Raw genomic sequence first — 13,539 nt, forward strand, 5'->3', positions numbered from 1 at the left:
CGCCGCACCGCGACGCCCCCGGCGCCGGCGCCGACGACCGCGCGGCCCTGCTGGAACTGGCCATCGCCGGCGAGCCCGGCCTGTCGGTGGACCGCCGCGAACTGCACCGCGACGGCCGTTCCTACACCGTCGACACCCTGCGCGGCCTGCGCGCCGAACGGGGGCCGGCGGCGCCGCTGGCCTGGCTCGTGGGTGCCGACGCCTTCCGCGACCTGGCGACCTGGCACGAGTGGACCGACCTGTTCGACCTGGCCCATTTCGTGGTGGCCGTGCGCCCCGGGCACGGGCTGGAACGGCTTCCGCCGGCGCTGGAGCGCGCCTGCGCCGGCCGCTGGGCCACCGACGCGGCGGAACTGGCGGAAAGCCCGGCCGGGCGACTCCTGCGCCTGGACATGCCCCTGCACCCCGCCTCGGCCACCGAACTGCGCCGCCGGCTGCGCGAAGGCGTCGATACCGGCGACTGGCTGGCCCCCGCCGTGGCCGCCGAAATCGCCCGCCGCGGCCTTTACCGGACGCCCTGAGCCCCCCGGGCGTATAATCCGGCCCGTCTTTCACGCCAGAGCACCCCGTTGACCACCCAAGCCCACGTCATCAAGACCCAGATGCCCGACCCGGCCCCCCAGCCGGAAGCCATCCTCAAGCAGGTCCGCCTCGCCCTCGAGGAAATGAAGGCCAAGGATGCCGTCGAGATCGACGTGCGCGGCAAGACCAGCATCGCCGACTACCTGGTGGTCGCTTCCGGCACCTCCACCCGCCACGTGAAGTCGGTGGCCGACGAAGTGGTGAAGTTCGCCAAGAAGTGCGGCGTGATGCCGCTGGGCGTGGAGGGCGAGCGCGAGGCCGAGTGGGTGCTGGTGGACCTGGGCGACGTGATCGTGCACGTCATGCTGCCCCGCATCCGCGAGTTCTACGCCCTCGAGCGCCTGTGGACCGTCGGCGACCAGCCGCCCGAGGACTCCGCGGCGGGTTGAAGCGGTTTTCCAGCCACGGGTTTGCGCACATGGACGCGGATAAGGCGGAAGCAATTCGAATGGCTTTTCGCTCCATCCGCGTCCATCCGCGTAAATCCGTGGCCAAACCCTGCTGCACCGGAAGCCAATGAAGGCCCGGCTGGTCGCGGTGGGGGAGAAGGCGCCCGGGTGGGTGGCCGAGGGGTTTGCCGAGTACCAGAAGCGGTTGTCGCACTGGTTGCCGCTGGAACTGGTGGAGGTGGCGCCGGGGCTGCGGGGCAAGGGCCGCGACGCCGCGCGCGCGATGGCCGACGAGGGCGTGCGCGTGCAGGCCGCCCTGCCGCGCAATGCCTGGGTGGTGGCGCTGGACGGTCGCGGCAAGGCCTGGTCGTCCGAACAGCTGGCGCAGCGCCTGGAGCACTGGCGCCAGCAGGGCCGGGACCTGGCCTTCCTGATCGGCGGCCCCGAGGGCCACGCCCCCGACGTGCTGGCCGCCGCCGACGAAACCTGGTCGCTGGGACCGCTCACGCTGCCGCACATGCTGGTGCGCCTGGTGCTGGCCGAGCAGGTCTACCGCGCCGCCAGCCTGCTCGCCAACCACCCCTACCACCGCGCCTGAACGCCCTTCGCGGGTGATGCCCCCCGCCGCGGTCAAAGGCTATGCTTGCGGCATGCTCTATCTCGCCTCGCAATCGCCCCGCCGCCGCGAGCTGCTCACGCAGCTCGGCATGACCTTCGGACTGCTCGACGTGGACGTCCCGGAGCAGCGCCAGCCGGGCGAGCCGCCCGAGGCCTACGTCAGCCGGGTGGCGCGCGAGAAGGCCGGCGCCGGCCTGCTGGCCGTGGTGGCCAACCCGCACGCCGTCGTGCTGGGCGCCGACACGGAGGTGGTGCTCGACGACGTGGTCTACGGCAAGCCCACCGACGCCGCCGACGCCGCGCGCATGCTGCGCACGCTGTCGGGCCGCACGCACCGCTGCATTTCCTCGGTGTGGCTGGTCAGCGCCGGCCGCGAGGCGCATGCCACCTGCATCACCGACGTGCGCTTCGAGCCGCTCACCGACGCCCGCATCGACGCCTACGTCGCCAGCGGCGAATGTTTCGGCAAGGCCGGCGCCTACGCCATCCAGGGCCGCGCGGCGGCCTTCGTCGCCCATCTGTCCGGCAGCCATTCCGGCGTGATGGGCCTGCCCCTGCACGAAACCGCGCGCCTGCTGCGCGGCTTCGGCCTGCTGGACTGAGGGGGCGCCGTGTCCGAGGAAATCCTGATCAACGTCACCCCGCGCGAGACCCGCGTGGCGGTGGTCGAAAACGGCATGCTGCAGGAGCTGCACATCGAGCGTACCTCGCGCCGCGGCGTGGTGGGCAACATCTACAAGGGCCGGGTGCAGCGGGTGATGCCCGGCATGCAGGCGGCCTTCGTCGAGATCGGGCTCGAGCGCGCCGCCTTCCTGCATGCCTCCGACATCATCAAGGTGCCGGCCGCGCAGTCCGAGGCCGAAGCCGATCCCGCCGCCGCCGCCGTGCCCGCGCCGACCCCGGCCATCGGCTCGCTGGTGCACGAGGGCCAGGAGATCGTGGTGCAGGTGGTGAAGGACCCGATCGGCAGCAAGGGCGCCCGGCTCACCACGCAGATCTCCATTCCCTCGCGCTACCTGGTGTTCCTGCCGCACTCGCGCGTGCTCGGCGTGTCGGCGCGCATCGAGGACGAAGGCGAACGCGCGCGGCTCAAGGCCATCATGGCCGAGCTGGCCAACGGCAGCGGCCAGGGCTACATCGTGCGCACCAACGCCGAAGGCCAGCCCGCCGAGGCCCTGGCCGAGGACGTGGCCTACCTGCGCCGGGCCTGGGAGGTGGTGCGCGAGGCCAGCGCCAGCCGCAAGGTCGGCCAGCGCATCTACGAAGACCTGGCGCTGCCCATGCGCGCGGTGCGCGACCTGATGCGCAAGAACGTCGACTCGGTGAAGGTGGATTCGCGCGAGGCGCACGAGCGCCTGAGCACCTTCGCCCGCCAGTTCATGCCGGCCCTGGCCTCGCGCATCGAGCACTATTCGGGCGAACGGCCCATCTTCGACCTCTACGGCGTCGAGGATGAGATCCAGCGCGCCCTGCAGAAGGAAGTGCCGCTCAAGTCCGGCGGTTACCTGGTGATCGACCAGACCGAGGCCATGGCCACCATCGACGTCAACACCGGCTCCTTCCTGGGCCAGCGCAACCTCGAGGAAACGGTGTACCGCACCAACCTCGAGGCCGCGCAGGCGGTGGCGCGCCAGCTGCGGCTGCGCAACCTGGGCGGCATCATCATCATCGACTTCATCGACATGACCGACGACGAGCACAAGCGGCAGGTGCTGCGCACGCTCGAGAAGGGCCTGGCGCACGACCACGCCCGCACGTCGTTCCACGAATTCTCGCCGCTGGGCCTGGTGGAGATGACGCGCAAGCGCACCACCGACAGCCTCGAGCGCCAGCTCTGCGAGCCGTGCCACGAGTGCAACGGCCGCGGCACGCTCAAGACCGCCGAGACCCTGACCTACGAGATCTTCCGCGAGATCACCCGCGCCGTGCGCCAGTTCGAGGCCCAGCAGCTGCTGGTGATCGCCTCGCCGAAGGTCGTGAACAAGATCACCGAGGAGGAATCGGCGGCCGTGGCCGAGCTCGAGGAATTCCTGGGCAAGTCCATCCGCTTCCAGGCCGACGAGCAGTACGCGCAGGAGCAGTACGACGTGGTCCTGCTGTAAACCCGCATGACCACCGCCCTGCGCCGACGGATCCGCCACACCCGCCGACTGCTGGGTTACGGCTTCCTGGTGGTGCTGATCCTGCTGGCCACCGCGGTCGGCGCGCTCAACCAGCTGCTGCCGCTGGTCGAGCGCAACCCGGAGAAGGTGGCCAGCTGGCTGTCGCTGCGCATCGGCCAGCCCGTGGCCTTCGATGGCGCCCGCGGCGAATGGACCCGGCGCGGCCCGAGGTTCACGCTCGAGGGCCTGAGCGTGGGCGCCGGCGAACGCCGGCTCGACATCGGCCGCGCCGAGCTGCTGGTGGCGGTGTATTCGGGCCTGCTGCCCGGCGAACCGCTGACCGAGCTGAAGGTGCGCGACCTCGCCCTGGTGCTCGAGCAGGGCGAAGACCGCCGCTGGCGCCTGGCCGGCCTGCCGTTCGAACCCAAGCCCGGCGTCGATCCGCTCGACACGCTCGAAGCCCTGGGCGAACTGCAGGTGGAGCGCGCGCGGCTGGAAGTGCGCTCGCCCAATTTCAAGGCGCCGCTGGACCTGCCGCGGGTGGACCTGCGCCTGCGCGTCAGCGGCGAACATGTCCTGGCCGGCGTGCGCGCCTGGGCCGACCCCGCCGGGCAGCCGGTGAACGCGGTGGCCGACCTGCGCCGTGGCGACTGGTCGGGCAAGCTCTGGGCCGGCGGCAAGCGCCTGGACCTGGGCCAGTGGTCGCGCCTGCTGGCCGACACCGGCCTGGTGGTGGCGGGCGCCGCGGAAGTGGACCTGTGGGCCAGCATCGACGCGCAGCGCGTCATGGACGTGCGCACCCGCGCCGAATTCGCGCCGCTGGCGCTGGGCGCGCGCCGGCCCTGGCTGCCGGGCGCCGGGGGCGAGCCCACCTCGCCGCCGGTGGCCTACGAACGCGTGAACCTGCTGGCGCGCTGGCAGGCCGGTGAAAACGGCTGGCAGCTGCATGCCCCCGAACTGCATTTCCATGAGCCGGGCCGGGTCGAGCCACGGTATTTCGACGGCCTGTGGCTGGCCGGCGGCGAACGTTTCGCGCTGCAGGCGCCGCGCCTGGACCTGGTGCCGGCGCGGCAGCTGGCCAGCCTCAGCGAGCGCGTGCCCGAGGGCCTGCGCCAGTGGCTGCACCGCGCCGCGCCCGACGGCGAGCTGCGCGACGTGCGGGTCGGCGGCCGCGAGGGCGACTGGTCGGGCTCGCTGCGTTTCCACGAGGTCGGCTGGCAACCCTATGAAACCCGACCGGGCCTGCAGGGCCTGGACGGCAGCGCCGCCTTCGACCAGCGCGGCGGCGTGCTGCAGCTCGAACCTGCGCCGGCGGCGTTCCAGTGGCCGGGGCGTTTCCGCGAGCCGCTCGACCTGCGCCTGGACGGACTGCTGGGCTGGTGGCGCGAGGGCGGGCAGTGGAGCCTCGGCGCCAGCCGGCTGCGCGTGCGCGGCCCGGATTTCGGCACCAGCGTGCGCGCCGAGCTGCAGTTCCAGGGCGACGGCAGCAAGCCGCGGCTCGACCTGGCCGCCGCGCTCGACCCGACCACCGTGGTCGCGGCGCGCAAGTTCTGGGTCGAAGGCAAGATGCCGCCGGCGACGATCAAGTGGCTCGACGAGGCGCTGCTCGAAGGCGGCGTGCTGGACGGGCGCGTGGTGTTCGCCGGCGACCTCGACGATTGGCCCTTCCGCGAAGGCCAGGGCCGCTTCGACGCCCGCACCCGCGTGGCCGGCGCCCGCGTGCGCTTCAACCCGGCCTGGCCGGACGCCGAGAACATGAACCTCGACGTCGGCTTCGATGGCCCGGGCATGACGCTCGAAGGCACCGGCGAAATCGCCGGCAACCCGGTCGAGCGCGTGGCCGGCGACATCGCCAGCTTCAAGGACCCGCGCCTGCGCCTGGACATCGTGTCGCCCACCCGCGGCGAACCGCTGCAGGCGCTGATGCTGGCCAGCCCGCTGCGCGAGAAGTACGAAACCCACCTGCGCGAGGCGTCCGTGGTCGGCGACGCGCGGGTGGAAGTGCAGCTCGACCTGCCGCTGGCCGCGCGCCTGGGCGGGCGCCGCATCGAAGGCACGCTGGCGCTGTCGGATGCGCGCCTGGCCGATCCGCGCTGGGACATCCTGTTCACCGACGTCCAGGGCCTGACGCGCTTCAGCGACGGCGGGTTCTACACCGAAGACCTGCAGGTGCAGTTCGAGGGCCAGCCGGCGGTGTTCAACCTCGTGGTCGGCAGCGACACCGACGACCCGGCCCTGGCCGCGCGCGCCAGCCTGCAGGGTGAATTCCCGGCCGAATCGCTGCTCGCCCGGCATGAACCGCTGGGCTGGCTGCGTCCCTACCTGCAGGGCCGCGGCCGCTGGGACATCCAGGTGGACGTGCCGGCCACGGCGCCCGGCCAGCCCGCGCCGGCCTCGCGCCTGCGGGTGGAAAGCGACCTCGCCGGCGTGGCCATCACGCTGCCGGCGCCGCTGGCCAAAACCGCCGACGCCAGCCTGCCGCTGCGCCTGGACGCACCGCTGCCGGTGTCCGGCGGCGAGGTGCAACTTCGCCTGGGCGAATTGCTGCGCCTGCGCGGCCGCGCCGGCGAGGATGGCGCCATGACCGGCGTGATCCGCATGGGCGAAGGCGGCAACCTGGCGCTGCCGGAACAGGGCCTGGTGGTGCGCGGCCGCAGCGCCACGCTCGACGCCGCCGGCTGGGTGGGTTTCGCCGCGGGCGGCGAGGGCACCGGCGGCCTGCGCGAGGTGGACCTGCAGGTGGATTCGCTCGACCTGCTGGGTTCGCCCTTCGCCGACACCCGCGTGCGCCTGCTGCGGGAGCCGGCGCGTACCCGCATCGACCTGGCCGGCCCGGCCGTGGCGGGTGAAATCCAGGTGCCCGCCGAACTGGCGCAGGGCGTGGTGGGCCGCTTCGCGCGCCTGCACTGGCCCGAGCGCGAAACGCCGGCGGCCGCCGAGGCGTTTCCCATCGACGACACGCTGGCCACGGCCGGCGAAGCGCTGGCGAACCTGCCGCCGCCGCCCGAACCGGAGGCGCCGGAGGAAGAAGGCCAGGACCCGCGCAAGCTGCCGCCGCTCGACTTCACCGTGGACGACCTGCGCCTGGGCGCGCTGGCGCTGGGCAAGGCCGAGCTGAAGGCGCGCCCGGCTTCCGAGGGCCTGCGGGTGGAGCGATTCGCCACCCGCGCGCCGGGATTCGAACTGACCGCCGCCGGCGACTGGATTCGCACCTCGGCGGGGCGTTCGCGCTCGCAGTTCGAGGTGGATTTTTCCGCCGGCGCACTCGGCGACCTGCTCGGCGCGTTCGGGCTGTCGGGCATGGTCGAAGGCGGGCCCACGAAGGGCCGGCTCGACGGCTACTGGTCCGGTTCGCCGGGCGAATTCGCGCTGGCGCGCTTCAACGGCCGCTTCAAGGTCGAGGTGGGCGAGGGCGCGCTGCTGGAAGTCGAGCCGGGTGGCGGCGGGCGCGTGCTGGGCCTGATTTCGCTGGCCGAGATCCCGCGCCGGCTGACCCTGGACTTCAAGGACTTCTTCGCCAAGGGTTTCGGCTTCAACACCATGGGCGGCGAATTCGTGTTCGCCAACGGCCAGGCCAGCACCGACCTGCTGCAGATCAACGGCCCGGCGGCGGAGATCCGCGTCAGCGGTTCCACCGACCTGCGCCGCCAGCGCTACGACCAGCGCATCGAAGTGCTGCCCAAGGCCGGCGGCGTGCTGCCCGCCATCGGCGCGATTGCCGGTGGCCCGGTGGGTGCGGCGGTGGGCGCGGTGGCGCAGGCGGTGCTGCAGCAGCCGCTGAAGCAGGCGGCGCGCACGGTCTACCGCGTGACGGGGCCCTGGGCCGAGCCCGAGGTCGAGGTGATCGAACGCGGCCCGCCGCCGGTGGACGATTCCCCGCGCAAGCCTTGAAGCAGGCGGCGTCGGGCCGCATCTGACAAGCTATCCCCTTTCCGCATCGGCACCCCCGGATGACCCAGACCCTGACCCTGGCGCAGTCGCGCCTGCTCGCCCCCGCCGGCCTTGGCCTGGAGGTGCTGGACCAGGCCTTTGGCCGCCTGATGGGCCCGGGCGTGGACTTCGGCGACCTGTATTTCCAGCACAGCCGGCGCGAGAGCTGGATGGTCGAGGACGGCATCGTCAAGGACGGTTCGCACGCCATCGAGCAGGGCGTGGGCGTGCGCGCGGTCAGTGGCGAGAAGACCGGTTTCGCCTATTCCGACGACATCCGCGCCGAGGCGCTGCTGGAATCGGCCGCCGCCGCGCGCGCCATCAGCCGCGACGGCCAGCAGCACCGCGCCGGCCAGCGCATCGTGGTGCCCGGGCGCGAACTTTACGCGCCGCTGGACCCGATCGAGGGCCTGGGCACCGACGACAAGATCGGCGCCCTGCGCGCCGTCGACCAGTGGCTGCGCGAGGCCGACCCGCGCGTGAAGCAGGTGATCGTGAGCCTCTCGGGCGGCGTGGACACCGTGCTCATCGCGCGCAGCGACGGCGTGCTGGCTTCCGACGTGCGGCCGCTGGTGCGCTTCAACGTGCAGGTGATCGTCGAGCAGGACGGCCGCCGCGAGCAGGGTTACGCCGGCGCCGGCGGGCGCTATTCCTACGAGGAACTGTTTTCCGGCGGCCGCCCGCAGGCCGTGGCGCGCGAGGCGCTGCGCCAGGCACTGGTGAACCTGGAAGCCGTGGACGCGCCGGCCGGCACGCTGCCGGTGGTGCTGGGCCCGGGCTGGCCCGGCGTGCTGCTGCACGAAGCCGTGGGCCACGGCCTGGAGGGCGACTTCAACCGCAAGGGCACCTCGGTGTACGCCGGTCGCATCGGCGAGCGCGTGGCGGCGCCGGGCGTGACCATCGTCGACGACGGCACCCTGGCCGGCCGCCGCGGTTCGCTCAACGTCGACGACGAGGGCACGCCGACGCAGTGCACCACGCTCATCGAGGACGGCATCCTGCGCGGCTACCTGCAGGACACGCTCAACGCCCGCCTGATGGGCATGGCGCCCACCGGCAACGGCCGCCGCGAGAGCTTCGCGCAGCTCACCATGCCGCGCATGACCAACACCTACATGCTGGCCGGCAACTACGACCCGGGCGAGATCATCGCCTCGGTGAAGAAGGGCCTGTACGCGCCGAACTTCGGCGGCGGCCAGGTGGACATCACCAGCGGCAAGTTCGTGTTCTCGGCCTCCGAGGCCTACCTGATCGAGGACGGGAAGATCACCCGCCCGGTGAAGGGCGCCACGCTCATCGGCAACGGTCCGGAAACCATGACCCGCGTCTCGATGGTGGGCCGCGACCTGGCGCTGGACGAGGGCGTGGGCGTCTGCGGCAAGGACGGCCAGTCGGTCCCGGTCGGCGTCGGCCAGCCCACCCTCAGGATCGACGCCATGACCATCGGCGGCACCCGCGCGTGATGGCCTTAGGTTTGGCCGTGGGAGAAGAACCGTTACTCGCTCTCCGGCGGATGCGACAGCAGGTCGCGGAGTTCGCGGAAGAGTTCGCGGAAGGCGTGCGGGGGTTTGTTCTTCAGGCGCTCGGCCTGGGCGTTGCGCGCCAGCTGGCGCAGGTGCTGGCGGTCGGCGTCCGGATGCTGCGCCAGCAGTTCCGACAGCGCGTCGTCGCCGTCGGCGATGAGCCGGTCGCGCCAGTATTCGACCTGGTGCAGGGCCTGCGCCTCGCGCCGGTGGTCGGCCTTGTCGTGGTCGAGCGCGGCGCGGATCGCTTCCAGGGCCTCGGGCTCCTCGCGCCGCATGTGCTTGGCCAGGTACTGCACCTGCCGCTTGCGGGCGATCTGCGCGGTGATCTTGCGCGAGGCCAGCACCAGGGCGCGCAGGTCCTCGTCCATGGGGATCTGGGCGATCCGTGCCTCGCTCAGCTCGACCAGGCGCAGGGCCAGCTCCAGCACCGCCAGCGCCTCGCGACGCTGCTCGCTTCGGCTCGGGCCGAAATCGCCGTCTTCTTCGTTGAACTCTTCTTCTTCGTGCATCGCAAACCATCCGTCCGGAGCGCAAGGATACGCCCATGAACCCCATTGAAGCAGCTTCCGACGACTCCCGGGCCCGGATGGAGCGCCTTTCGGCGGCCGCCCGCGAGGTCCTGCGCCTGGCCGCCGCCCGCGGCGCCAGCCAGGCCGAGGTGCTGATGAACGACGACCGCGGCCTGTCGGTGAACGTGCGCATGGGCGAGGTCGAGACGGTGGAGCGCACTTCCGACCGCGGCGTCGCCGTGACCGTGTATTTCGGCCAGCGCAAGGGCAATGCCAGCACCGCCGACCTGCAGCCGGGCAGCCTCGAGGCCACCGTGGAGCAGGCCTGCGCCATCGCCCGCTACACCGAGCCCGACCCCTGCAACGGCTTGGCCGACGCCCACCGCATGGCCACCGACCTGCGCGAGTTCGACGGCTGGCACCCGTGGTCGCTCGATGCCGACGGCGCCATCGCGCTGGCGCTGGAGGCCGAGGCCGCCGGCCGCGCGGCCGACCCGCGCATCGCCAATTCCGACGGCGCCTCCACCTACACCGGCGACAGCGTGTCGGTGTACGCCAACAGCCACGGTTTCCTGGGCGCCGAGCGCGGCACCAACCATTCGCTCAGCCTCTCGCTCATCGCCGGCCGCGGCGACGGCATGCAGCGCGATTACTGGTACACCAGCGCGCTCTCGCCCGACGACCTGGAATCGCCGGCGCTCGTGGGCCGCAAGGCCGCCGAACGCACCGTGGCCCGGCTCGACCCGCGGCCCATCCGCACCGGCGACTACCCCGTGCTGTTCGCGCCCGAGATGGCGCGCAGCCTGGTCGGGCACCTGCTCAACGCCGTGTCCGGCGGCGCGCTCTACCGCCGCGCCAGCTTCCTGCTCGACCACGCCGGCAAGCGCATCCTGCCGGACTGGTTCTCGATCGTGGAGCGCCCGCACCTGATGCGCGGCCTGCGTTCCTCGGCCTTCGACCACGAGGGCGTGGCCACCGTCGATTCCGACCTGGTGCGCGACGGCGTGCTGGTGCGCTACCTGCTGGGCAGCTACTCGGCGCGCAAGCTCGGGCTGGAAAGCACCGGCAACGCCGGCGGCGTGCACAACCTGGAAGTGTCGGCGAACGCGCGCGACCTCGACGAGATGGTGCGCGGCATGGGCACCGGCCTGCTGGTGACCGAGCTGATGGGGCAGGGCGCGAACACCGTGACCGGCGACTATTCCCGCGGCGCCTCGGGCTTCTGGGTGGAAGGCGGGCGCATCGCGCACCCGGTGGACGAACTGACCATCGCCGGCCGGCTGCCCGAGATCTTCCAGGCCATCGAAGCCGTGGGCGCCGACGTGGACCGGCGTTCGCACGTGGGCATCGGCTCGGTGCTGGTGGGCCGCATGACGGTGGCCGGCGAGGCCTGAGCCCGGAGCCTTGACAGCATCTTCACTAGGCGTGACAGTGGCCGGCGAGCCCGCCAGGGGCGGGCCTACCACCACGCAAGGGGAATAATGATGTCGGATCCGATGGAAAACGCAGCGCCGCCGCCGGCGCCCTCCGGCTCGCCGTCCGAGGACGAGCGCCAGTGGGCCATGTTCGCCCACCTTTCCGCCCTGCTGGGCGGCCTGCTGACCGGCGCCGTCGGTGGCTGGGGCTGCTTCCTGGGCCCGCTGGTCATCTGGCTGATGAAGAAGGACACCATGCCCTTCGTCGATGAGCAGGGCAAGGAAGCGCTGAACTTCAACATCACCATCGCGATCGCCATGGTCGTGCTCGTCGTCTTCTCGATCGTCACCCTGGGCATCGGCGCGCTGATCGCCGTGCCGCTGATGGTGATCATCGGCATCGGCGCGCTGGTGCTGATCATCATGGCGTCGATCAAGGCGAAGGACGGCATTTCGTACCGCTATCCGATGACGATCCGCCTGATCAAGTAATCGCATCGCCTGCACGAACACGAAGGGCGGCCCTCGGGCCGCCCTTTGTTTTTGCGCGTGGCGCGGTTTCAGTGCGAGCGTTCGACCGCCATCGTCGCCAGCGCACGCAGTGGCGCCAGGTCGCCGGGCAGGCCGGCCAGGGCCGCGTCCATGCGTTCCACCTGCGCGGCCAGGGCGGCGGCGGCGCCGTCGCGGCCCAGCAGCGCGGGGTAGGTGGACTTGGCCTGGGCCTGGTCCTTGCCGGCGGTCTTGCCCAGCTGTTCGCTGCTGGCCTCGATGTCGAGGATGTCGTCGCGGATCTGGAAGGCCAGGCCGAGCGCCGCGGCGAATTCATCCAGCCGCGCCAGCGTGGCGGCGTCGGCGTCGCCGGCCAGCGCGCCCAGGCGCACCGCGGCGCGGATCAGGGCGCCGGTCTTGAGCGCGTGCAGGCGTTCGAGTTCGGGCAGGGGCAGCGTGGCGCCGGTGCCGTCCATGTCCAGGGCCTGGCCGCCGCACATCCCGCGGGCGCCCGCGGCATCGGCCAGGGCTAACAGCCAGGCCACGCGCAGTCCGGCGCCGGCGCGGTCTTCCCGTGCCAGCGCCGCGAAGGCCAGCGCCTGCAGCGCGTCGCCGGCGAGGATGGCGGTGGCTTCGTCGAAGGCCACGTGCACGGTGGGGCGGCCGCGGCGCAGGTCGTCGTCGTCCATGGCCGGCAGGTCGTCGTGCACCAGCGAATAGGCGTGCACCAGCTCCACCGCGGCGGCGGGCGCGTCGAGCAGGGTTTCGTCGGCGCCGGTGGCGCAGCCGGCGGCGTACACCAGCATCGGCCGCAGGCGCTTGCCGCCACCGAGTACGGCGTGGCGCATGGCCTGGTGCAGGCGTTCGGGCGATTGGTCGCCCCGGGGTAGTTCGGATTCCAGGCGGGCCTCGACGCGCTGCAGCCAGCGCGCCAGCTGCGGCTCAGCTGGCATCGGGCTGGAAGGGCTGGGCGGTCTCGGGATCGGCCGGGTCGCTGAGCAGGCGTACGCGCAGCTCGGCCTGCTCCAGCGCGCCCTGGCACTGGCGGTAGAGGTTCACGCCGCGCTCGTAGGCCGCCAGCGAGTCGTCGAGCGACATCTCGCCCTTTTCCATCTTCTGCACCAGCTGCTCGAGCTCGTCCAGCGACGACTCGAACTGGGCGACGGGCGACGGCGGGGCGGGAGTCTTGGCGGCCATGCGCGAAGTGTGGCGGTTGCGGGTTGGTGGGGTCAACGGGGGCTTGGGGGAATGGTTTTTCTCCGCGTGAATCCGAGGCAAAACCGCTCTCAATCCCGCTCCCACCGCAGCCTGGTCGCGTTGGCGGCGAGCCAGGCGGACAGGGGCGCGGAGAGGATGAGGTCGGCGGCGGCGAGCAGGGTGCCGTCGGCGGCGGACAGCAGGGGAAGGCGGGCGCGCTCCCAGGGCGGGACGCCGAGGTCCTGCAGGGCGTGCTTGAGTTCGGTGTGGTGGCTGCGGCCTGGCAGCACCAGGCGTTCGCCGCCCTGGCGGGCGTGCACGCGCAGGGGCGTGTCGAAGCGGCGGGGTGGGTCGAGCGCGAGCGTGTCGCCGGTGGGCAGCCGCAGAGGGGATTCGCCGGTCCATTCGGCCGACCAGTCGGCGGGCAGCGGCGTGCGTTCCAAGCCGGCGTGCAGCAGGTCGCGCCAGCGGTGCATCACGGCGCCGGACCAGGCGAACGCGGCGCTCGCGTCGGGGCGAGCGTGCAGCAATTCGCGGGCGAGCGTGGCGGTGGCGTCGGCCGGCAGCGGCGGCAGGCCCAGGGCGGCGACCCAGGCGCGCAGCAGGCGGTCGCGCCAGCCGGCGGGTTCGGCCAGCAGGGCCGGCACCGAGAGCGAGGCCGGATCGAGGCCCTGCACCTGCGCCAGCCGGCGCGCGTCCTCGCCGGCCAGCAGGTCGGCCTGGGTGGCCAGGAGCGCGGCGCTGCGCGCCAGCGAAGCCGAAGCCTGCGGCCAGCGTTCGGC

Annotated in this window: 13 protein-coding genes; 9 read left to right on the forward strand and 4 right to left on the reverse strand. The window is 72.4% G+C overall.

Going from position 1 to position 13,539, the window contains the following annotated elements; all coding sequences use genetic code 11:
• From nadD to tldD, 7 genes are all read left to right on the forward strand, one after another.
• The coding region (gene nadD / locus N790_RS14860; protein WP_043805492.1) for a nicotinate-nucleotide adenylyltransferase at positions 1 to 521 on the forward strand (521 nt) is incomplete at its 5' end.
• 48 nt (positions 522 to 569) lie between these two features.
• A complete protein-coding gene (rsfS, locus tag N790_RS14865; protein ID WP_043805493.1) occupies positions 570 to 971 on the forward strand; it encodes a ribosome silencing factor in 402 nt (133 codons plus the stop codon).
• Positions 972 to 1,098: 127 nt separating this feature from the next.
• Positions 1,099 to 1,569, forward strand: coding sequence for a 23S rRNA (pseudouridine(1915)-N(3))-methyltransferase RlmH (gene rlmH, locus N790_RS14870; RefSeq protein WP_043805496.1), 471 nt, complete (start codon positions 1,099 to 1,101; stop codon positions 1,567 to 1,569).
• Between the two features lie 52 nt (positions 1,570 to 1,621).
• Complete coding sequence (locus N790_RS14875; RefSeq protein WP_043805497.1) at positions 1,622 to 2,191, forward strand: Maf family protein; 570 nt, start codon at positions 1,622 to 1,624, stop codon at positions 2,189 to 2,191.
• 9 nt (positions 2,192 to 2,200) lie between these two features.
• Positions 2,201 to 3,691 (forward strand): ribonuclease G, encoded by a 1,491-nt coding sequence (rng, locus tag N790_RS14880; RefSeq protein WP_043805498.1) that lies wholly within the window; start codon positions 2,201 to 2,203, stop codon positions 3,689 to 3,691.
• 6 nt (positions 3,692 to 3,697) lie between these two features.
• A complete protein-coding gene (locus tag N790_RS14885) occupies positions 3,698 to 7,582 on the forward strand; it encodes a YhdP family protein (RefSeq protein WP_052386001.1) in 3,885 nt (1,294 codons plus the stop codon).
• A 59-nt stretch (positions 7,583 to 7,641) separates the two neighbouring features.
• A complete protein-coding gene (gene tldD / locus N790_RS14890; protein WP_043805499.1) occupies positions 7,642 to 9,084 on the forward strand; it encodes a metalloprotease TldD in 1,443 nt (480 codons plus the stop codon).
• Between the two features lie 32 nt (positions 9,085 to 9,116).
• Here the strand turns inward: tldD and yjgA are convergent, their stop codons facing one another.
• Positions 9,117 to 9,656 carry a ribosome biogenesis factor YjgA gene (gene yjgA, locus N790_RS14895; protein WP_043805500.1) on the reverse strand — a complete coding sequence of 180 codons (540 nt, stop codon included), beginning with the start codon at positions 9,654 to 9,656 and terminating at the stop codon, positions 9,117 to 9,119.
• A gap of 35 nt (positions 9,657 to 9,691) precedes the next feature.
• Here yjgA and pmbA point away from each other — a divergent pair, with 35 nt between their 5' ends.
• Together pmbA and N790_RS14905 are read left to right on the forward strand one after the other, a co-directional pair.
• Complete coding sequence (gene pmbA, locus N790_RS14900) at positions 9,692 to 11,050, forward strand: metalloprotease PmbA (RefSeq protein ID WP_043805501.1); 1,359 nt, start codon at positions 9,692 to 9,694, stop codon at positions 11,048 to 11,050.
• 168 nt (positions 11,051 to 11,218) lie between these two features.
• Positions 11,219 to 11,563, forward strand: coding sequence for a DUF4870 domain-containing protein (locus N790_RS14905; protein WP_425388043.1), 345 nt, complete (start codon positions 11,219 to 11,221; stop codon positions 11,561 to 11,563).
• Between the two features lie 68 nt (positions 11,564 to 11,631).
• On the opposite strand, the gene N790_RS14910 is transcribed toward N790_RS14905, so the two are convergent.
• From N790_RS14910 to tilS, 3 genes are all read right to left on the reverse strand, one after another.
• Entirely contained in the window at positions 11,632 to 12,513 is an 882-nt protein-coding gene (locus N790_RS14910) for a polyprenyl synthetase family protein (protein WP_043805503.1), read from the reverse strand.
• Positions 12,503 to 12,757 (reverse strand): exodeoxyribonuclease VII small subunit, encoded by a 255-nt coding sequence (locus tag N790_RS14915; protein WP_043805504.1) that lies wholly within the window; start codon positions 12,755 to 12,757, stop codon positions 12,503 to 12,505. Before N790_RS14915 ends, N790_RS14910 begins: the two co-directional genes overlap by 11 nt.
• 89 nt (positions 12,758 to 12,846) lie before the next feature.
• A partial coding sequence (gene tilS / locus N790_RS14920; protein WP_043805505.1) for a tRNA lysidine(34) synthetase TilS occupies positions 12,847 to 13,539 on the reverse strand: 693 nt, incomplete at its 5' end.

It is taken from the genome of Arenimonas malthae CC-JY-1 (assembly GCF_000747075.1).
Lineage (GTDB): Bacteria > Pseudomonadota > Gammaproteobacteria > Xanthomonadales > Xanthomonadaceae > Arenimonas > Arenimonas malthae.

What these genes read in the sequence shown, in the direction of transcription:
- pmbA (WP_043805501.1), top strand. Translation starts at nt 9,692, where the DNA reads ATGAACCCCATTGAAGCAGCTTCCGACGACTCCCGGGCCCGGATGGAG.
- rlmH (WP_043805496.1), top strand. Translation starts at nt 1,099, where the DNA reads ATGAAGGCCCGGCTGGTCGCGGTGGGGGAGAAGGCGCCCGGGTGGGTG.
- N790_RS14910 (WP_043805503.1), bottom strand. Translation starts at nt 12,513, where the DNA reads ATGCCAGCTGAGCCGCAGCTGGCGCGCTGGCTGCAGCGCGTCGAGGCC.
- N790_RS14915 (WP_043805504.1), bottom strand. Translation starts at nt 12,757, where the DNA reads ATGGCCGCCAAGACTCCCGCCCCGCCGTCGCCCGTCGCCCAGTTCGAG.
- N790_RS14905 (WP_425388043.1), top strand. Translation starts at nt 11,219, where the DNA reads ATGTTCGCCCACCTTTCCGCCCTGCTGGGCGGCCTGCTGACCGGCGCC.
- tldD (WP_043805499.1), top strand. Translation starts at nt 7,642, where the DNA reads ATGACCCAGACCCTGACCCTGGCGCAGTCGCGCCTGCTCGCCCCCGCC.
- N790_RS14875 (WP_043805497.1), top strand. Translation starts at nt 1,622, where the DNA reads ATGCTCTATCTCGCCTCGCAATCGCCCCGCCGCCGCGAGCTGCTCACG.
- yjgA (WP_043805500.1), bottom strand. Translation starts at nt 9,656, where the DNA reads ATGCACGAAGAAGAAGAGTTCAACGAAGAAGACGGCGATTTCGGCCCG.
- N790_RS14885 (WP_052386001.1), top strand. Translation starts at nt 3,698, where the DNA reads ATGACCACCGCCCTGCGCCGACGGATCCGCCACACCCGCCGACTGCTG.